The 18,717-nt window shown below is 37.9% G+C and carries 18 protein-coding genes; 10 read left to right on the top strand and 8 right to left on the bottom strand.

Annotated features, from left to right (window positions below; genetic code table 11):
* Position 1: 1 nt before the first annotated feature.
* A complete protein-coding gene (locus ACJG85_RS05510) occupies positions 2-619 on the bottom strand; it encodes a DUF1287 domain-containing protein (RefSeq protein WP_412465104.1) in 618 nt (205 codons plus the stop codon).
* Between the two features lie 51 nt (positions 620-670).
* On the opposite strand from ACJG85_RS05510, the gene radC reads away from it, so the two are divergent.
* The 3 genes from radC to ACJG85_RS05525 are packed head-to-tail and all read left to right on the top strand — an operon-like array spanning position 671 to position 2,830.
* On the top strand, positions 671-1,360 hold the full coding sequence (radC, locus tag ACJG85_RS05515) for a RadC family protein (protein ID WP_412465105.1): 690 nt from the start codon (positions 671-673) through the stop codon (positions 1,358-1,360).
* A 1-nt stretch (position 1,361) separates the two neighbouring features.
* Positions 1,362-2,045, top strand: a complete 684-nt coding sequence (locus ACJG85_RS05520; RefSeq protein WP_409680193.1) for a YjjG family noncanonical pyrimidine nucleotidase — start codon at positions 1,362-1,364, stop codon at positions 2,043-2,045.
* Complete coding sequence (locus ACJG85_RS05525) at positions 2,045-2,830, top strand: hypothetical protein (RefSeq protein WP_409680190.1); 786 nt, start codon at positions 2,045-2,047, stop codon at positions 2,828-2,830. The genes ACJG85_RS05520 and ACJG85_RS05525 overlap by 1 nt, the downstream gene beginning before the upstream one ends.
* A gap of 9 nt (positions 2,831-2,839) precedes the next feature.
* Here the strand turns inward: ACJG85_RS05525 and ACJG85_RS05530 are convergent, their stop codons facing one another.
* Entirely contained in the window at positions 2,840-4,117 is a 1,278-nt protein-coding gene (locus ACJG85_RS05530) for a replication-associated recombination protein A (protein ID WP_324692057.1), read from the bottom strand.
* Between the two features lie 233 nt (positions 4,118-4,350).
* Between ACJG85_RS05530 and ACJG85_RS05535 the strand changes: the two genes are divergently transcribed.
* Positions 4,351-5,115, top strand: a complete 765-nt coding sequence (locus tag ACJG85_RS05535) for a rhomboid family intramembrane serine protease (RefSeq protein WP_412477115.1) — start codon at positions 4,351-4,353, stop codon at positions 5,113-5,115.
* A 112-nt stretch (positions 5,116-5,227) separates the two neighbouring features.
* Here the strand turns inward: ACJG85_RS05535 and rlmB are convergent, their stop codons facing one another.
* From rlmB to ACJG85_RS05565, 6 genes are all read right to left on the bottom strand, one after another.
* A complete protein-coding gene (rlmB, locus tag ACJG85_RS05540) occupies positions 5,228-5,962 on the bottom strand; it encodes a 23S rRNA (guanosine(2251)-2'-O)-methyltransferase RlmB (RefSeq protein WP_409680184.1) in 735 nt (244 codons plus the stop codon).
* A gap of 65 nt (positions 5,963-6,027) precedes the next feature.
* Complete coding sequence (locus tag ACJG85_RS05545; RefSeq protein ID WP_412477116.1) at positions 6,028-6,531, bottom strand: lipid-binding protein; 504 nt, start codon at positions 6,529-6,531, stop codon at positions 6,028-6,030.
* Positions 6,532-6,548: 17 nt separating this feature from the next.
* Positions 6,549-7,277, bottom strand: coding sequence for an immunoglobulin-like domain-containing protein (locus ACJG85_RS05550; protein ID WP_412477117.1), 729 nt, complete (start codon positions 7,275-7,277; stop codon positions 6,549-6,551).
* A gap of 9 nt (positions 7,278-7,286) precedes the next feature.
* Positions 7,287-8,618 carry a SusD/RagB family nutrient-binding outer membrane lipoprotein gene (locus ACJG85_RS05555; RefSeq protein ID WP_412477118.1) on the bottom strand — a complete coding sequence of 444 codons (1,332 nt, stop codon included), beginning with the start codon at positions 8,616-8,618 and terminating at the stop codon, positions 7,287-7,289.
* A gap of 121 nt (positions 8,619-8,739) precedes the next feature.
* Entirely contained in the window at positions 8,740-11,916 is a 3,177-nt protein-coding gene (locus tag ACJG85_RS05560; RefSeq protein WP_412477119.1) for a SusC/RagA family TonB-linked outer membrane protein, read from the bottom strand.
* 95 nt (positions 11,917-12,011) lie between these two features.
* Positions 12,012-13,679 (bottom strand): hypothetical protein, encoded by a 1,668-nt coding sequence (locus tag ACJG85_RS05565; RefSeq protein WP_412477120.1) that lies wholly within the window; start codon positions 13,677-13,679, stop codon positions 12,012-12,014.
* A 180-nt stretch (positions 13,680-13,859) separates the two neighbouring features.
* Here ACJG85_RS05565 and rpsL point away from each other — a divergent pair, with 180 nt between their 5' ends.
* The 6 genes from rpsL to rplD all read left to right on the top strand — a co-directional run bounded on the left by rpsL (position 13,860) and on the right by rplD (position 18,713).
* The gene (rpsL, locus tag ACJG85_RS05570; protein ID WP_007136570.1) at positions 13,860-14,243 is read left to right on the top strand and encodes a 30S ribosomal protein S12; all 384 of its coding nucleotides are present in this window, start codon (positions 13,860-13,862) and stop codon (positions 14,241-14,243) included.
* A gap of 25 nt (positions 14,244-14,268) precedes the next feature.
* Positions 14,269-14,745, top strand: coding sequence for a 30S ribosomal protein S7 (gene rpsG, locus ACJG85_RS05575; protein ID WP_131476300.1), 477 nt, complete (start codon positions 14,269-14,271; stop codon positions 14,743-14,745).
* A 10-nt stretch (positions 14,746-14,755) separates the two neighbouring features.
* Complete coding sequence (gene fusA, locus ACJG85_RS05580; RefSeq protein ID WP_409676921.1) at positions 14,756-16,900, top strand: elongation factor G; 2,145 nt, start codon at positions 14,756-14,758, stop codon at positions 16,898-16,900.
* A gap of 11 nt (positions 16,901-16,911) precedes the next feature.
* A complete protein-coding gene (gene rpsJ, locus ACJG85_RS05585; RefSeq protein WP_026710316.1) occupies positions 16,912-17,217 on the top strand; it encodes a 30S ribosomal protein S10 in 306 nt (101 codons plus the stop codon).
* 249 nt (positions 17,218-17,466) lie between these two features.
* Entirely contained in the window at positions 17,467-18,084 is a 618-nt protein-coding gene (rplC, locus tag ACJG85_RS05590) for a 50S ribosomal protein L3 (RefSeq protein ID WP_295338639.1), read from the top strand.
* Positions 18,084-18,713 carry a 50S ribosomal protein L4 gene (gene rplD, locus ACJG85_RS05595; RefSeq protein ID WP_412477121.1) on the top strand — a complete coding sequence of 210 codons (630 nt, stop codon included), beginning with the start codon at positions 18,084-18,086 and terminating at the stop codon, positions 18,711-18,713. Before rplC ends, rplD begins: the two co-directional genes overlap by 1 nt.
* Positions 18,714-18,717 lie beyond the last annotated feature (4 nt).

An 18,717-nucleotide genomic window follows, 5' to 3' on the forward strand; every position in this document is an offset into this window, starting at 1 on the left:
ACTATTTTCGGTATTTAAAATGCCCAACGAGCTCATAGCTAAACAAACAATCCTCTAATACCTGTCCGTTGCCCACATTGTGTACTATCATCGGATGACCATTAGCCGATTTTTTGTGCGTGACGATGCCAATATGCGGCAGTTTGCCGTTAATCAACCAAGTAACAATTTCTCCGGTTTTATAATCTGCCGGATTTTGGGTAACGGCCAATTTTTGCCCTTTTCTACTGAAAAAAACTTCTAAATTCGGAACTCTTCTGTGATCGATATTGGTGTCAGGTTTTTTCAAACCCCATTTTTTCAAATTAGGGTATTTGGTAAAGTTGGCCTTCAAATCTTCATGGACTTCTTTTTGCAAATCAATACCCAACTTGCGGTAGGCGCGAATAACCACATCGGTACAAACGCCGGTTTTGGTCGGAACATCTCCATTGGGATATTTTATCGCAACATAATCAGGCGTGTAAACTACTTCCTCATCAATTATGGAAAGCGCCGCTTCGGAAAGGCGGTTCTCAAATGTGTTTTCAAGCAACGGTTCAGCGTTATTTTGCTCAATCTCTTTTTGACTACAAGTTAAAAATGTAAGTAAAGTTAGCGAAAAATAAAATGTTTTCATACTTTTAAGGTTTCAAGAACTAACGATATTTCTTTCTTTTTAGTATGTGCCATGGAACAAAATTTTTCTATAAAACATTGGTCAGAAGACGATAAGCCACGCGAAAAACTGATGCTAAAAGGGAAATCGGTTTTAAGTGATGCCGAATTAATAGCCATACTTATCGGCTCCGGTAGTCGGAATGAAAGCGCAGTTTCCCTAAGCAAACGAATACTGAAAAGCGTTAACAACAATTTGAATGCGTTGGGCAAATTATCGCTCAATCAGCTCATGACATTCAAAGGCGTTGGAGAAGCCAAAGCGGTTACAATTGCTGCAGCTTTAGAGTTGGGGAAAAGGCGCAGAGAGCAAGCGCTTCCCGATTTTTTCAAAATCACTTCATCCAAAGCCGTTTTCGAAATCATGCAACCCATTATAGGCGATTTGTTACACGAAGAATTTTGGGTCCTTTATTTGAATAATGCCAACAAGGTGATTCACAAAGCACAACTTTCCAAAGGCGGTATTACCGGGACTGTAGTAGATGTTCGCCTGATTTTTAAATTGGCGCTGGAAAACAATGCAACTTCTATTATTTTAAGTCACAATCATCCTTCCGGTAAACTTGTGGCGAGTGAAGCCGACAAAGAAATCACTAAAAAGCTTAAATTTGCCGGAGAACAATTGGATATTAAAGTACTCGACCATATTATCATCACCGAAAAAGGTTATTTGAGCTTTCAGGACGAAGGCATTTTTTAACATGAAACACATCACTGATATTTTTTTTGATCTCGATCATACGCTTTGGGATTTTGACGCCAATTCGGTTTTGGCTTTTGATAAGATATTTAAAGAACAACATCCTACTATTGATACCCATCAGTTTGTAGCAGTTTATGCGCCTATCAATCAGGCTTGTTGGAAATTGTATCAAGTGGATAAAATGACGCACGAAGAATTGCGTTACCAACGATTGAAACAGTCTTTTGATGCATTGCAATACGAAATCTCTGATGAAGACATCGATAAAATTGCCCATGATTACATTGCTTTTTTACCGGAGAACAACCAGCTTTTCGAAGGGGCTTTGGAAGTGTTAGACTATTTGTTGCCCAAATACAATTTACACATCATTACCAATGGTTTTGCCGAAGTACAATATAAAAAAATTGCCAATTCCGGTTTAGAGGGTTATTTTAAAACCGTAACCAATTCGGAAATGGCCGGCGTAAAAAAACCACACCGTAACATATTCGAATTTGCGTTATCTTTGGCTAAAGTTGAAAAAGAAAATGCCTTAATGATAGGCGATTGTATTGATGCGGATGTTCGCGGTGCCATAGATTTCGGAATGGAAGCCATTTTGTTTGATGAAAAAAACACCCATTTTGGAGCAACCTTTAAAAAAATTAACCATCTAACAGAATTAAAAAAAATATTGTAATGAAAAAAATAGCACTCTTGTTACTGTTTGTGTCTTTTATGTCTTACTCTCAGGGAGTTAATAATTACCAATACGTAATTGTACCCAAAAAGTTTGACAGTTTTAAATCAGATGACCGGTTTGGGCTAAATACTGCTGTAAAGTTGTTGCTTCAAAAATATGGTTTCAAAGCGTATTTCAGTGATGAATCTTTTGCAGATGATACGGTTAATCGCTGTGATTTTTTAACGGCTGATCTAATCAATGAAAGCGGTATCATGGTTACCAAAGTCAGAGTGGCTTTAAAGGATTGCAAAGGCAATATTGTTTACCAAACCGAACTTGGAACCAGTCGCGAGAAACAATATTCTATAGCGTATAATCAAGCCTTGAGAGCTGCAGCCAAGTCGTTTGAAACTTTGAACTATAAGTATGAAGGCAAATCATTGCCATTTCAACCAACAACAGTTGAAAAACCAGTTGTTAGGGTTTCCGAAACCAAGACAGAAGCAGTTGCCATTCCAAACACAAACGAAAAGTCGGTTGTAAGAGTGGTTGACAATAAAATCGAATCAAAACCGAATAACAATGTTTTCTTTTTTGCCCAACCAACTGCTAACGGTTATCAAGTGGTTGACAATGAGCCCAAAGTAATCATGCGTTTGTACAACACTTCCCAAAAGAATGTGTTTATGGCCGATAAAAATGGGGTAAACGGAACCGTATTACTCAAAGACGGACAATGGGTGTTTGAATATTACAATAACGGAAATTTGGTGTCAGAACCGATTAATTTGAAGTTTTAAAAACCAAAACTAATACCCGTACTTATCTTTCCAACGATTTTTCAAAAAGGTACGCATTTCGTTTTCTCGAGCATTATTTCCCGGTTTGTAGAAATCTGTATTCCTGATTTCATCAGGTAAATATTCCTGTTCCGAAAAATTGTTGGCATAGTTGTGCGAATATTGGTATTCTTCGCCATAACCCAATTCCTTCATTAGTTTAGTAGGTGCGTTGCGCAAATGAATCGGTACCGATAAATCGCCGGTTTGTTTCACCAAAGCTTGCGCTTCGCCTATAGCCATGTAACTTGCATTGCTTTTGGGCGATGTGGCTAAGTAAATCGCACACTGGCTCAGTATAATTCGGCTCTCCGGATAGCCAATGGTGGAAACGGCTTGGAAGGTATTGTTGGCCATGATAAAAGCCGTGGGATTGGCATTGCCGATATCTTCACTGGATAAAATCAACATTCTGCGGGCGATGAATTTCACATCTTCGCCACCTTCAATCATGCGCGCCAGCCAATAAACAGCGCCATTCGGGTCACTACCGCGGATGGATTTGATAAAAGCCGAAACAATGTCGTAATGTTGTTCTCCGGTTTTGTCATACAATACGGTGTTTTGCTGCACCAATTCCAATACTTTGTCGTTGGTAATTGTAATTTGACCTTCAGGGCTGGCGTTAACCACGAGTTCAAAAATATTCAATAGTTTGCGTCCGTCTCCGCCCGAAAGTCGCAGTAAGGCTTCGGTTTCTTTTAATTTGATTTTTTTAGCGGAAATGATTTTGTCTTCCTTCATCGCGCGGTGCAACAAAGCCAATAAGTCTTCCTTGGAAAACGGATTCAAAATATACACCTGACAACGTGACAACAAAGCGGGAATCACCTCAAAACTTGGGTTTTCAGTCGTAGCACCTATGAGCGTTACCCAACCTTTTTCCACTGCTGCCAATAAAGAATCTTGTTGTGATTTGCTAAAACGATGGATCTCGTCTATGAACAAAATCGGGTTTTTGGCGGTAAATAAGCCGCCGCTTTGTTTCGCTTTTTCAATCACGTCGCGGATGTCTTTCACCCCGCTGTTAATGGCGCTCAACTCGTAAAACGGACGGTTGCTTTGCTTGGCAATAATCTGCGCCAAAGTGGTTTTGCCCGTGCCCGGTGAACCCCAAAAAATCATCGACGGAATAACGCCGCGAGCAATTTGCTGGGTTAACGAACCGTTTTCGCCTACCAAGTGTAACTGACTGATGTAGTCTTCCAATCGCTGCGGTCTGATGCGTTCTGCCAAAGGTGCTTCCATGCGGTAAAAATACAATTTTTATGAAGTTTAGGAGCCAAACGTTCGGGCATTTTTTAAATCGTGTTCCCGCTGTCCGAGTTATCCCGAAGTATCGGGGATAACTTCTCCCATCGGGGCTAAACACAAACGAAAGGCTTCTTTTAAACTTTTTAAAAAATACCGTAAACTGACAATTTAGCACTATTTTTATCTTGGCGGTGTTTTTGACAAGTCAAAGAAGTTATTTTAAACCTATGAACGATCAGCATCATTTTAAATTTACGCCTTCGGTTTGGATAGTGCCGGTTTTTCTCGTGTTGGTTATTTGGAGCGTTTTTTTAGCGGAAGATCGATTTAATTTGGATTGGACCTCACACGGTATTTATCCCCGAACTTTGGAAGGCTTGCAAGGCGTAGTTTTGAGTCCGTTTTTGCACGGCGATTTGAATCACATAGCCAACAATACGTTTCCGTTGTTTATTTTAACAGCGGCGCTGATTTATTTTTACCGCGATATCTCACTCAAGGTGTTGGTTTACGGAATTGTGTTTTCCGGATTGATCACTTGGGTTATTGGGCGCGAATCCTATCACATTGGTGCCAGCGGTTTGATTTATGTGTTGGTGTCTTTTATTTTCTTTAAAGGGATGATGACACAGTATTACCGACTCATGGCGTTATCGCTTACGGTGGTGATGTTGTACGGCGGCATGATCTGGTATGTATTTCCTGAGGTTGACCGACAAATTTCCTGGGAAGGCCATTTGGCCGGATTCTTAACCGGTTTTGTTTTTGCAGCTATTTTTAAAACCCCCGATTATAAAAAAGCCATCCAATATGAATGGGAGAAACCCGATTTTAACCCGGAAGACGATATGTTTATGAAGCATTTTGATGAGAACGGCAACTTTGTCAATACGCCAGAAACTGAGGAAATTGAAGAAGAAACTCCTGCAACTACAGTAAATTATGTTTACACCTACAAAGCAGCGACAGACGATGACAAGTTAGCCGAATAGATAGCTCTTTAGCCCCGATTGGAGCAGCTACCATGTAGCGTGTAAAGCGGGAACAAGGATTTGGGATAAATCCCGAGCCTTTCGCTTTTAATATTAAATATAAGAGAGGTGATTATTGTCTTTGGCGAACTGTTTCGTAAAGAAACGCACCGCAGGCTACAGAAACATTTAAGGAACCGATAGTGCCGAACATAGGCAATTTGGCTTTTTCATCTACTATTTTCAACACTGATGGGTTGATGCCGCGGTCTTCGCTACCCATGATGATGGCAACGGGTTCGTTGAGGTTTAGACTGTATAGGCTGTCTTCGGTTTTTTCGGTGGCGGCTACGGTTTTGATGCCACTGCCTTGCAGGTAAAAAATGGCGTCTTTGATGTGATCAACTTTGCAAATCGGCACATTGAAAACGGCTCCGGCAGAGGTTTTTACGGTGTCACCGTTTACGGGAGCAGAACCGGTTTTTTGCACTATAATACCGTCAACGCCTGTACATTCGGCAGTTCTGATAATGGCACCGAAATTTCGGGCATCACTGAGTTGGTCGAGGATTAAGAATAAAGGTGTTTTGCCGCTTTCCACAACGCTGTCTACTAAGGTTTCCAAATTAACGAAGGAAATAGGGGCAATGGTAGCCACTGCACCTTGGTGGTTATTAGCGGTTAAACGATTGAGTTTTTCTACGGGAACGTATGAGAAATTGATGCTGTTTTTTTTCAGGGTTTTGAGCAGTTCTTGCATCAATTCGCCTTGCGCATCGGTTTGAATAAAGACTTTATCGATTTCCTTACCGGCGTTTACGGCTTCTATAATGGCTCTGATTCCGAAGATTTGATTTTCTTTTTCCATGGCGCAAAGATATAAAAAAACCACCAGTGAAAACTGGTGGTTTTAGATTCTATATCAGATAGACATTAAGGTAATTCATCTTCCAAGAAACCGGTTCTTTTGTGACCGGCAAACTTGTAAACAGTTCCCGGATCCCAATCGAATTCAGCTTCAAAGTAGATACTGTCTACCACGTGTCCGCCAAAGGATTGCGCTGCAGCTTTTAAGATTTTACCGTTAGTTACCGTAACCGTACCGCCCGTGTAAAGTTCAGGAGAGTTAGGTTGACCGGAAAAGGTTAAGTTTCTGAAATCTGTTGCTTGAACTTTGGTTTTGATTTCCATCCAACTGTCGTGATCATCAATCCAGAAATTTTCATCGTTTGATGATGCGTTGTAGGTGGAAAATAAGTTGTAATCACCTCCAAAAGCAGGTGTTTGGCCGTCCGGTTCAAAAGCTATGATGTGCCAGTCTCCGGCAAATTTTTCGGTAGCTGTTCCGCCAGGACTTGGATCACCTCCCTCGTCACAGGAAACAAGTGTTAATGACAGAAATAAACTAACTATTAGACTATTTTTCAAAATTTTCATTTTTTTCATTTTTTAATTTATAATACAACTTTAGTCATAGTTACCACAAACGTATACCCAGCATCCCATTCAGTTGAAAAAGATAAAGTATTAGCACTTGGATTGGCTGTAAGACCACTCATTACTGCAGTACCGCCAAAAGCGCCAACGCCAAAACTTGGAATTGGAGCATAGCTGTTAGTTGAGATATCATTAGCCGTAATTGTTACCGGTCCGGCTGCATAGCCAACACCGTATGCTCTTCCTATGGCATAATAACCACCAATACCGTCAGACATGCTATAAGTGCCATTTGTATTTTTCCAAACCAATACATATTCCATATTGGTGTATTGGGCAGAGGCAACGCCATTTCGAACTACTGTAGATTTGTATAAACCAGCAATACTTGTGGTTAAGTCACTATCTTCGTAAACAATTACAGTTCTTGCAACAGATCCCGAAAAACCGTCCTGATTTTGAGCTGAATAAATAACACGATAGATATCAACAACGTCTGTATCAATAGTTGTTCCACCTCTAAAGTCACCAACTATGGTTGTTTGATAAGGTATTTCAACACCGCCTTCAGTTACAATTACACCGGCATCTGTGTAAGCAGATCCTTTCTGAACATAAACAATTTCATCTCCCAATAAAGTAAACTCTGGATAATTGGTTACTTTAGATACATCGGCAGTTGAATTCTCATCACAAGACACTAGAAAAGTGCTGATGAATAATAAGCTTAAAATTACTTTTTTCATAACTATTTTTTAATTAACATCCCACCAAACCGGGACTGTGATAAGTACTAAACTAGGTGTGTTTGGGTTTCTGGTAGCTACGGTACTCGGAAATACCAGTCTTTTTGGGAAAGCACCACCCGTAGTACCTGTTACTGAATAAGACAACTCTCCGGACACATACGCTGCATTTGATTGCGGAACGGCAGAGATACTTGGATAACCTGTTCTATTTTGTTCAAAGAATGATTCAAAACCATTGCCGGGGAAACCAGCAATCCATTTTTGTGTAATAATTGATTTCAGTTTGTTGGCAAAAGTTCCTGTGTTAGGATACTCATATACACCACCCGCTGCAACAAATGAATTTCCATTCAACCCATACTTACTGAAAGCTTCGATAACACCATCGTCATATTTTTCTTTGGCTCCTGCACCTCCTGCATACCTCTCTAAGGCTTCGGCTTGCAAGAATAAGCTTTCTTCTCTGCTCATAAAATATACTGCGGTAGTAGGTTCTAAGCGGACAACAGAAACTGAAGCAGGTGCTACAGCTGAATTATTAAAATCTCCTTGATTTAAAGAAATACCAGTATTATAATAGAATGGTTTTCTAGGGTCTGAATTATCAGTAAATAAGGAAAAAAGTGTTGTACTAGCTCTTAAATTTGTAGCTGTATTCAACTGTCTTCTGTCGCTTTCATAAAGTGGATTACTTCTGTCTGGGGCATCTTCAAACTGAGTGATTGCTGCATCCGCATCCAAAAATGAAACACCAGAGTTTAATAATTCTGTAATTCCTTGTTGAGCAGCACTGGCATTAACTTCAGTTTGTCTTAAGTAAAGTTTCAATAATAAAGAATTAGCAAATCCTTTCCAGTTAGCCATATTTCCACTAAAAACAAAATCGTCTGAAGCTGGTCCAGCACCTGAAGCGGAGAAATCTTTTGCCAATGCTTCTTTTAAATCGGCAATCATAAGTGCATAAACTTCTTCACCTGTTTCGAAATGAGGTGTCAGAATATTTCTGTTGTTAGCTTCAGTGTAAGGAATCTGATCGTACAAATCGACCATGATTTGAGAAGCATGAACTTCCATAGTGGTTGCTATCAAATAATAGTTCCAGTTTTCTTGTTCTTCGGCCAATCTTTTTACATTTCTAATATCGCCTAATGCATCATACATTGCTGCCCATCCGGCCGTATAGTCATTCGTACCTATTGAATAATCGTCAATTTCTTTGTATTGGTTGGAAGCGTTGCTTTGCGTCCAATACTGTGACCAAAACCCGCCAATTAAGGCGTAATATGATCCTTGAGCCCCAGCTACACCAACTAATCCTGCTGGTAACTGAACTGACATTGAGATACTGTTAGGGTCTAAATTATCCGGATCTCTGTTGATATCAAAGTCATCATCACTACATGAAAATAATAAAGCAACTGAAGCTAATGTTATAAAAATTTTTTTCATAATTCTATTTTTAGAATGATATTTTAATTGTTCCACCATAGTTTCTTTGAGAAGGATTGGTTCCAAACTCTCCGAACTCACTCAATAAATCATTACCATAACTGGTTGATTCCGGATCTACATATGGGTTGTCTTTAGGAGTCCATAAGAACAAATTTCTTCCGTAAACGCCTATCGTAAACTTAGTAAGACCAAGTTTTTTTACAAAACGGTCATTAAGGTTGTAATATAAACTTATATCCCTTAAACGGATAAATGTTTTGTCGATTAAGTGGTCTTTTTCAATACCTGGATTGTTTGTAGTATTACCCCAATAGTTAGTTACGTTCTCAAAACTAATTGGTGTGGTGTTTTCAGAATAGGTTCCATCACCATTATCAACGACAGAGTTAGGAATGATAAATGGATTTCTATCGTTATAAGTGGTTTCAATTCCATTACCAACGAACCCTGATAATCTTTTGGTATATGAATACATTTCACCACCTTGTTTCCAATCAAAGGCAAAATTCAAAATGAAGTTTTTGTAGCGTAAGCTATTTTGAAGCCCCATAATAAAATCTCTTTGACCATCGCCGATGTATTGCTCCTCATCAGTAACTACGTAATATCCTGTATCAGGGTTTACTACATATTGACCATCACTGTTTACCACAGGAACTCTAGCATAGAATGAGCCGATTGGTCTCCCTTCTTCAGCAGAAAAAGTTATCCCGTAAGCACTGGTAATGTCGATTCTTGATCCATTGTTGATTTCAGTTACCTCATTGTTGTTCTTTGCAAATGTATAATTTACATTCCAAGAAAAGTTATCGTTTTTGATAGGCGTAAAACCTAAAGTTAATTCTACCCCTTTGTTTACCACTGTTCCGATGTTAGTGGCTTGTGTAGTATATCCGGTTGACGGGTCAAGAGGAACAGATACAATAAGGTCATCCGTTTTTCTGTTGTAATATGAAGCGTCAAAGGTTATTTTTTTACTAAAAAGGCTACCTTCGACACCAAATTCAAACTCAGTTGTCATCTCCGGTTTAAGATTAATGTTTCCTAAGACTCCACCTAATTCGTAATAGTTTACACCACCAAGTGGAGAAGCAATAATGCCAAAGTTTGCTGCAGCATTACCGGTAACTAATGAAGATTCTGTTAAGTATGGGTTGGTGTCACCAGCTACTTGTGATACAGCGGCACGCAATTTTAAATAGTTGGTTCCTTTATCAATAACAACACCACTTAGTGAAGCAGCAGGATAAAAATAAGAGTTGTTAGCACTAGGAAGTGTTGATGATTTATCATTTCTTCCACTTAATGTTAAAAATAATTTTTCTTTGTAAGACAACTCAGCTTGACCATAGATACCCATGGTTCTTCTCATGATGTCGTTCTGGTTGATTACTGGTCTGTTAGCACTATTTACTAACTCGTAGTAGTTTGGTACATCCAAACCTGTAACAGCAGCTTGAAGGGTGTTGGATTCCCTTTGATTGTAGTTATAACCTAATAACAAGTTTAACCTAAAACTGTCACTCAAAGATTTTTCATAATTTAAGTTGAAGAAAGTATCAAACTCAGTATTTGTAAATCTTCCCTCAGTAACTCCACCAACCACAGGGATTGTGCCTGCTAAATCTTGTGGTGACCCTTCTGTATAATTTACAATAGCACCGTAGCTTTTTAGGCTTTCGTTACGGTAATTACCACTTACTTGCCAAGTTGCAGAGAATTCATTATTTATTTTCTTGAAAAAGTTAATGTTCCCAAATAAATTGTGGCCAATTATTTTAGTTGAATTTTCATTTAATGTCCAATATGGATTTCCTGCGTAAGGTGTAAAATAATAACTGTTGTTGTTGAATGGATTGTTGGTGTAATCCGCTAAGTCGACAATGCTTATATCTCTAGGAATTTGTAGCATTTCTTGAATTAACGTAGATCCTTCCCCTGCTTCATCACCTTGACCTGTGTTTACAGCATTTTGTTCTCGGTTAGTGTAGTTAATACTTGCTCTGATAGCTCCTTTGTCATTCTTTAAACCACCATTAAAAGTAAATGCTCTCTTAACCAAGGCGTCTGATTCCGTTGGGATAATACCGTTGTTGTTAGAGTTTGTAAAGCCGAAAGAAAAATCAGAGAAATCACTACCACCACTCACAATAACTGAATTTGTATGCATCAAGCCCGTGTCAAAAAAATCTTTGTAGTTGTCTTTTAATGCAACATAAGGCTTGATTTGTTGAGAGTTGTTATAAACCGTTCCCCATGGTCTTATTTCGCCATTAAATAAAGGACCCCATGAACCATTTTCATTACTTGGTCCGGCACCTGAGGGTAGAGCAGAGTAACCTTGACCATTCCATCCTTGACCAAATTGGTTTTGAAAATTTGGAACTTTAGCAATTTCACTCATCTCTACAGTGGTTACATAATCAACATTTATCTTAGATTGGTTTTTCCCTTTCTTCGTAGTGATAATGATGGCACCTCTTGAGGCTCTTGAACCGTATAATGCAGTTGCAGCTGCGCCTTTCAAGAAAGTGATATTTTCAATGCTGTTAGGGTCCAAATCATTTATACCTGTACCAACATCAAAAGATCTTGTTGTACTGGTAGAACCATTGAAAGTGTTGTTTAAAGGAGTTCCGTCAACAACATACAAAGGTTGGTTTGTTCCGGTGATGGAACCAATCCCTCTGACAATAACTTTCGTAGATGCTCCCGGTTGATTAGGTGCAGAAATGTCAACCCCCGCAATTTTTCCGGATAACGATTCTAAAGGGTTGTTAGTGGTAACATTGGTGATTTGCTCTTTGCCAATTGTTGTTGCCGCGTACCCCAAAGCTTTCTTCTCTCTCTTAATTCCTAAAGCTGTTACAACAACACCTTCCAATTCAACAGCATCATCTTTCATTTTTACGTTGATTGTTGTAGAAGATGCAACAATTTCTTGTGATCTCATACCAACGAAATTAAAGACTAATGTTTGTGTTGGAGTGGCACTAATGCTGAACTTACCGTCAAAATCGGTTTGAGTCCCCATTTTTGTTCCTTTAACAAGAACATTAACTCCCGGAATAGGCATACCGCTGTTATCCGTAACAACACCAGTAACAATCCTTTCTTGTGCAAAAGAAATCTGCACCAATAACGCTATAAAAAGCGTCAAGAATCCATTTAACTTTGTTTTCATTATTTAATTTGGTTATAATTAGTTAACCAAAAGTCTTAAATAAATCTTAAAAATCCTAATGAAATGTTAATTATTATTCTTAATTTTTTAACTATTTAAAAATTAGCTTTGAAGCTAATGTGAACTATCGAATTTGATAGTTTTGCGTCTTGGTTTTTGGTGCTGCCGTTGGCGTAAATAATGTTAAAAAGACCATTCTTGGTTAATAGTCCGAAGCCTAATCCAAGACCTAAAAGATTTTCCTTTGTGTTGGTGGTGTTGTCGTTAAAATAACCATAGTCAAGTATGGTATGAATGTATAAGTTGGGAGTGGCCAGATAGCGGTATTCCGAAAGTAAAGAGGTTAGTGTGTTGGCTTGAAGGCTGTTTTCGTTAAACCCGCGAAATGAATTAATACCGCCAAATCGATGGAGTTCGTTAGTGATGTATTGGTTGCTTTTCAGGTAAAAATTTTGAGTTTTAAAATGGATGATGTTTTTCGAATTAAGATAAAAATTGTGTTTGGCGGATAAGTTGATAAAAAATTGGTTTTCATTGCCGGAATTAGCGTTTCTTTTTCCTGTTCCTATTTTGAGGTTAATGTTGGTTTTTTCTGGAAATAAAAAATCGGAATTGGTAAAGTTTGCAAGCTCCAATGATGACGTAATGAATGAGCTCTCGAAGTCGTTGATTGAAGCTGAATTTACATTTTGGATGTCACTTGATTCGGTAGATTGATAGCCTAAGTAAACTCGGGTATTGTAATTGAAGTAATATCCGAGTTCTAAATTTGTTCTTGTATTTTGAAAGGTGCTGTCTTGTTTGAAAATATTTAATTCTGCTTTAAGTCCCAGTGGGCTTTTAAACAAATAAGGAAGTTCTAAGCCAAGATTGAAGGTTTTTTGATCTTGTCCGTCACTTTTCCAATACAAAGCAATTTTTTCTCCCGAATTTAAAATGTTGTTGAGTGTTAAATCCAAATAGCCGCTCACTACTAATTTTTCATTGTCGTCATTGGTAAATCCAAGATAGCCGTCGAATGAATTAGGTTTGGCTTTTTCTAAATACACATAGATTTTGGTCGAATCTTTGGTGAATAATATTTCGGGATATTTCTGTTGTTTTACAAAGCGGTATTTTTCAAAGTCGGTATAAATTTTATCCAAGCCATTTTGGTTAAAGGTTTTGTTTTTGTACAAACGCAACATGTTCTTTTTATGGCCTTCCGGAAATTTAGGGTAGCCGTTAATCACGATGTCGTTAATATTCCTTTTTCGTTCTTTGTCTAAAGTTAATACTGCCGAAATGAAATCTTCTTTCTTTTCAATCTGAGAAAGCTTTGTGTTGGCCATTGCGTAGCCTTTGCTTTCTAATTTTTTTACAATGGTTGATAATAAATAAGTTATTTCGTTGAATGAGATAAAAACCGAGTCGTTTTTGAGGGTGTGATTCTCAGGTAAAAATTCCTGAAAATTTACACCTATATATATGCGTGCATATTTTATTCTTTTTTCAAGACTGTATTTGAATATGAAAACAGAGTCATTTAGCTTGACTTTTTCGATGATTTTACTGTCTAAGTAACCATTTCTGTTTAGTTTTTCTAAAAACAAAACATTTTCATCGCTGATTGATTTAAGGTTTTTATGCTTTTTTTCATAGCCAATGCTGTCAATGATTTTACTTTCTGTATCGTTTTGACCTGAGATTTTCAAATAGGTGTTTTGTGCAGAAATGTTTCCGCAAATGACTAACAAGAACAGAAGAAAAGTTTTTTTTTTCAATCGGTATGACTTTGCTTCAAAATAACGGAAAAATTCTCTTTTTATTGCGGCAAATAGAATCTAAAAAGAATCTGTTTGAAAATTAATTAATTATGATTTGTTTCAATAAAAATAATTACTACATTTGCAACCCCTAAAAAAGCGGGATTTTAATAAATAAAGAAATTTTAGTATTTAATTATGCCAACAATTCAACAATTAGTAAGAACAGGAAGAACTCAAATCACTAAGAAGAGTAAATCGGTTGCTTTAGATTCTTGTCCTCAAAGAAGAGGTGTTTGTACGCGTGTTTACACTACTACTCCTAAAAAGCCAAACTCTGCGATGCGTAAAGTAGCGCGTGTACGTTTGACTAACGGGAATGAAGTGAATGCTTACATCCCTGGAGAAGGACACAATTTACAAGAGCACTCGATAGTATTAGTGAGAGGCGGAAGGGTAAAAGATTTACCGGGAGTTAGATACCACATTGTGCGTGGTGCGCTTGATACCTCAGGTGTAGCAGGAAGAACACAAAGAAGATCTAAGTACGGTGCTAAACGCCCAAAAGAAGCTAAAAAGTAATTTTAAAAACTTTTAAAGAAAAGACATGAGAAAAAGACAGGCCAAAAAAAGACCTCTTTTACCGGATCCAAGGTTTAATGACCAATTGGTTACGCGTTTTGTGAACAACTTAATGTGGGACGGTAAGAAATCAACAGCTTTCAAAGTATTTTACGATGCTATTGATATCGTAGAAACTAAAAAGAACAATGATGAGAAAACTTCATTAGAAGTTTGGAAAGATGCATTGACTAATGTAATGCCGCACGTAGAGGTTCGTTCTCGCCGTGTTGGAGGAGCTACTTTCCAAATTCCAATGCAAATCAGACCTGACAGAAAAATTTCAATGGCGATGAAATGGATGATCCTTTATGCTCGCAAAAGAAATGAAAAGTCAATGGCTGCTAAATTAGCTTCTGAAATCTTAGCTGCGGCTAAAGAAGAAGGTGCTGCTGTTAAAAAGAGAATGGATACTCACAAAATGGCAGAAGCAAACAAAGCGTTCTCTCACTTCAGATTTTAATATTTAAGAAATGGCTAGAGATTTAAAATTTACAAGAAATATAGGTATTGCAGCTCACATTGATGCTGGAAAAACCACTACTACTGAGCGTATTTTATTCTACACCGGAAAGTCACATAAGATAGGTGAGGTTCACGATGGAGCTGCAACAATGGACTGGATGGCACAAGAGCAAGAAAGAGGTATTACCATTACTTCGGCAGCTACTACTTGTGAGTGGAATTTCCCAACAGTTCAAGGAAAATTAACGCCTGAATCAAAACCTTATCACTTTAATATTATTGATACTCCGGGACACGTTGATTTTACCGTTGAGGTAAACCGTTCTTTGCGTGTATTAGATGGATTGGTGTTTTTGTTTTCGGCAGTTGACGGTGTTGAGCCTCAATCAGAAACTAACTGGAGATTAGCTGATCAATATAGAGTTCCTCGTATGGGATTCGTGAACAAAATGGATCGTCAAGGGGCTAACTTCTTGAATGTTTGTCAACAAGTTCGTGACATGTTAAAATCAAATGCTGTTGCGATTACTTTGCCAATCGGTGATGAAGCAGATTTTAAAGGTGTAGTTGATTTAGTGAAAAATCAAGCTATTGTATGGCATGATGCTACGCAAGGAGCTACCTTTGATATTGTTGATATTCCTGCTGATATGGTTGACGAAGTGAAAGCTTATCGTTCAATCTTGATCGAAGCGGTAGCGGAGTATGATGAAAATCTTCTTGACAAATACATGGAAGATGAAAACTCTATCACTGAAGAAGAAATCAACAATGCTTTGAGAGCGGCTACTATCGATATGGCTATTATTCCTATGATTGCCGGTTCGTCTTTCAAAAATAAAGGTGTTCAATTTATGTTGGATGCTGTTTGTAAATATTTGCCTTCTCCGTTAGACAAAGAAGGAATCGAAGGAATTCATCCTGATGATGCTGATTTGTTAGAAGAAGATCAAACCAAAATTATTCGTCGTCCTGACGTAAAAGAGCCATTTGCGGCTTTGGCATTTAAAATTGCTACCGATCCTTATGTAGGTCGTTTGGCTTTCTTCCGTGCTTATTCAGGGCGCTTAGATGCAGGTTCATACATCTTGAATACACGTTCAGGTCAAAAAGAGCGTATCTCTCGTATTTACCAAATGCACGCTAACAAGCAAAATCCAATTGAATACATCGAAGCTGGAGATATTGGAGCAGCAGTTGGATTCAAAGATATCAAGACCGGTGACACCATGTGTGATGAAAAACACCCAATTATTCTTGAATCGATGAAATTCCCTGATCCGGTAATTGGTATCGCTATCGAACCAAAAACTAAAGCGGATGTAGATAAAATGGGTATGGCTTTGGCTAAATTGGCTGAAGAAGATCCGACTTTTACTGTAAGAACTGACGAGGCTTCGGGTCAAACGATTATCTCGGGAATGGGTGAGTTGCACTTAGATATCCTTGTGGATCGTATGAAGCGTGAATTTAAAGTTGAGGTAAATCAAGGTGAGCCTCAAGTTGAGTACAAAGAAGCTTTCACTAAGTCTGCTCAACACAGAGAAGTTTACAAAAAACAATCTGGTGGACGTGGTAAATTTGGTGATATTGTATTCCGTTTAGAGCCTGCTGATGCTGGTTTTGTAGGGTTACAGTTTGTTAATGAGGTAAAAGGTGGAAACGTTCCAAAAGAATACATTCCGGCTGTTGAAAAAGGTTTCAGAGAAGCTATGAAAACAGGTCCTTTAGCAGGATATACAGTAGATAGTTTGAAAGTTACTTTGTTAGACGGTTCTTACCACCCGGTGGATTCTGATGCGCTTTCTTTTGAGTTGGCTGCTAAAATGGGTTACAAAGAAGTGGCAAAAGCTGCCGGAGCTGTAATTCTTGAGCCAATCATGAAAATCGAAGTGATTACTCCTGAAGAAAACATGGGAGATATCGTTGGAGATTTGAACAGAAGAAGAGGTCAGGTAAATGATATGGGTGACAGAGCAGGTGCCAAAACAATTAAAGCACACGTTCCGTTATCAGAAATGTTTGGTTATGTTACTACATTAAGAACATTGTCTTCCGGTAGAGCAACATCCACTATGGAGTTCTCTCACTACGAACAAACTCCTTCTAATATTTCTGAAGAAGTAATTAAAAAAGCAAAAGGTAACGCTTAATTTTTATCAAGATGAGTCAAAAAATTAGAATAAAATTGAAGTCTTACGATCACATGTTGGTGGATAAATCAGCTGAGAAAATCGTAAAAACTGTGAAAAGCACAGGTGCTGTTGTAACAGGTCCAATTCCGTTACCTACGCACAAAAAAATATTTACTGTATTGCGTTCTCCGCACGTTAACAAAAAAGCGAGAGAGCAGTTTGAAGTAAGTTCATACAAAAGATTATTAGATATCTACAGTTCTTCATCAAAAACAATTGATGCTTTAATGAAGCTTGAATTGCCTAGTGGTGTAGAGGTAGAGATCAAAGTGTGATCTTAGTATAGCATAAAAATGAAATCCGTCGGGTGACCGGCGGATTTTTTATTTTATGGGTTTGATGTGTTTTTTTTGGACTCGACAATACCGTTTTGCAGTGAATTTTGCTGTTTTGTGGGAAGTTTAAAAAAATCTTAAAAAAAGGATAATCAATAGTTTGCATTCTAAAATAATTATTATACTTTTGCACGCTCGATTGGGGTAGTATGCCCTATTCAAAAATTAGTAATTTAAAATAAGTTTAATATGTCTGGGTTAATTGGAAAAAAAATCGGCATGACAAGCATCTTTGATGAAAACGGGAAAAACATTCCTTGTACAGTAATCGAAGCTGGTCCTTGTGTCGTTACCCAAGTCAGAACCAAAGAGGTTGACGGGTATGAGGCTCTTCAACTTGGTTTCGATGACAAATCAGAAAAACACGCTACTAAAGCTGATTTAGGTCACTTTAAAAAAGCGGGAACTTCTGCTAAGAAAAAAGTCGTTGAATTCCAAGGATTTGAAGAAAACTACAAATTAGGTGATAACATCACTGTGGAAGTATTCAGCGAAGGAGAATTTGTTGATGTACAAGGTGTATCAAAAGGGAAAGGTTTCCAAGGGGTTGTTAAACGTCACGGTTTTGGTGGGGTTGGACAATCTACACATGGTCAACACAACCGTTTAAGAGCGCCGGGATCTGTTGGAGCATCTTCTTATCCATCACGTGTATTCAAAGGAATGCGTATGGCCGGAAGAATGGGAGGTGATAATGTAAAAGTACAAAATCTTAGAGTTTTAAAAGTAGTTGCTGAAAAGAACTTACTTGTAGTTAAAGGTGCTATTCCTGGACACAAAAACTCTTATGTAATCATTCAGAAGTAATGGAAGTAAAAGTTTTAGATATCAACGGAAAAGATACTGGAAGAAAAGTTGAACTTTCTGATTCAGTATTCGGCATTGAGCCAAATAATCACGCAGTATATCTTGATGTTAAGCAATACTTAGCCAATCAAAGACAAGGGACTCACAAATCGAAAGAAAGAGCTGAGGTAACCGGAAGTACTCGTAAGATTAAAAAACAAAAAGGTACAGGTACTGCTCGTGCAGGATCTAAAAAGAGTCCATTGTTTAAAGGTGGAGGAACTGTTTTTGGTCCAAGACCAAGAAGCTACTCTTTCAAATTGAACAAAAACTTAAAAAGATTGGCTCGTAAATCAGCTTTGTCTTTAAAAGTAAAAGAATCGAATTTAGTAGTTGTGGAAGACTTCAATTTTGAAACACCAAACACCAAAAATTTCATTAACGTTTTGAAAGCTTTAGGATTAGAGAACAAAAAATCATTGTTCGTGTTGGGTGATTTAAATAAAAATGTATATTTGTCGTCACGCAATTTAAAGGCTTCTAATATTGTAACTAATTCAGAATTAAGCACTTACGCTATTTTAAATGCTAATAATTTAGTGTTGTCTGAAGGTTCTTTAGAAGGAATTGTTGAAAATTTAAGTAAATAACAGG

The organism is Flavobacterium mekongense, from assembly GCF_047038255.1.
In the GTDB taxonomy this organism is placed as follows: domain Bacteria; phylum Bacteroidota; class Bacteroidia; order Flavobacteriales; family Flavobacteriaceae; genus Flavobacterium; species Flavobacterium mekongense.

Coding starts and splice junctions, on each gene's coding strand:
- ACJG85_RS05510 (WP_412465104.1), bottom strand. CDS start 619: ATGAAAACATTTTATTTTTCGCTAACTTTACTTACATTTTTAACTTGT.
- radC (WP_412465105.1), top strand. CDS start 671: ATGGAACAAAATTTTTCTATAAAACATTGGTCAGAAGACGATAAGCCA.
- ACJG85_RS05520 (WP_409680193.1), top strand. CDS start 1,362: ATGAAACACATCACTGATATTTTTTTTGATCTCGATCATACGCTTTGG.
- ACJG85_RS05525 (WP_409680190.1), top strand. CDS start 2,045: ATGAAAAAAATAGCACTCTTGTTACTGTTTGTGTCTTTTATGTCTTAC.
- ACJG85_RS05530 (WP_324692057.1), bottom strand. CDS start 4,117: ATGGAAGCACCTTTGGCAGAACGCATCAGACCGCAGCGATTGGAAGAC.
- ACJG85_RS05535 (WP_412477115.1), top strand. CDS start 4,351: ATGAACGATCAGCATCATTTTAAATTTACGCCTTCGGTTTGGATAGTG.
- rlmB (WP_409680184.1), bottom strand. CDS start 5,962: ATGGAAAAAGAAAATCAAATCTTCGGAATCAGAGCCATTATAGAAGCC.
- ACJG85_RS05545 (WP_412477116.1), bottom strand. CDS start 6,531: ATGAAAATTTTGAAAAATAGTCTAATAGTTAGTTTATTTCTGTCATTA.
- ACJG85_RS05550 (WP_412477117.1), bottom strand. CDS start 7,277: ATGAAAAAAGTAATTTTAAGCTTATTATTCATCAGCACTTTTCTAGTG.
- ACJG85_RS05555 (WP_412477118.1), bottom strand. CDS start 8,618: ATGTCAGTTCAGTTACCAGCAGGATTAGTTGGTGTAGCTGGGGCTCAA.
- ACJG85_RS05560 (WP_412477119.1), bottom strand. CDS start 11,916: ATGAAAACAAAGTTAAATGGATTCTTGACGCTTTTTATAGCGTTATTG.
- rpsL (WP_007136570.1), top strand. CDS start 13,860: ATGCCAACAATTCAACAATTAGTAAGAACAGGAAGAACTCAAATCACT.
- rpsG (WP_131476300.1), top strand. CDS start 14,269: ATGAGAAAAAGACAGGCCAAAAAAAGACCTCTTTTACCGGATCCAAGG.
- fusA (WP_409676921.1), top strand. CDS start 14,756: ATGGCTAGAGATTTAAAATTTACAAGAAATATAGGTATTGCAGCTCAC.
- rpsJ (WP_026710316.1), top strand. CDS start 16,912: ATGAGTCAAAAAATTAGAATAAAATTGAAGTCTTACGATCACATGTTG.
- rplC (WP_295338639.1), top strand. CDS start 17,467: ATGTCTGGGTTAATTGGAAAAAAAATCGGCATGACAAGCATCTTTGAT.
- rplD (WP_412477121.1), top strand. CDS start 18,084: ATGGAAGTAAAAGTTTTAGATATCAACGGAAAAGATACTGGAAGAAAA.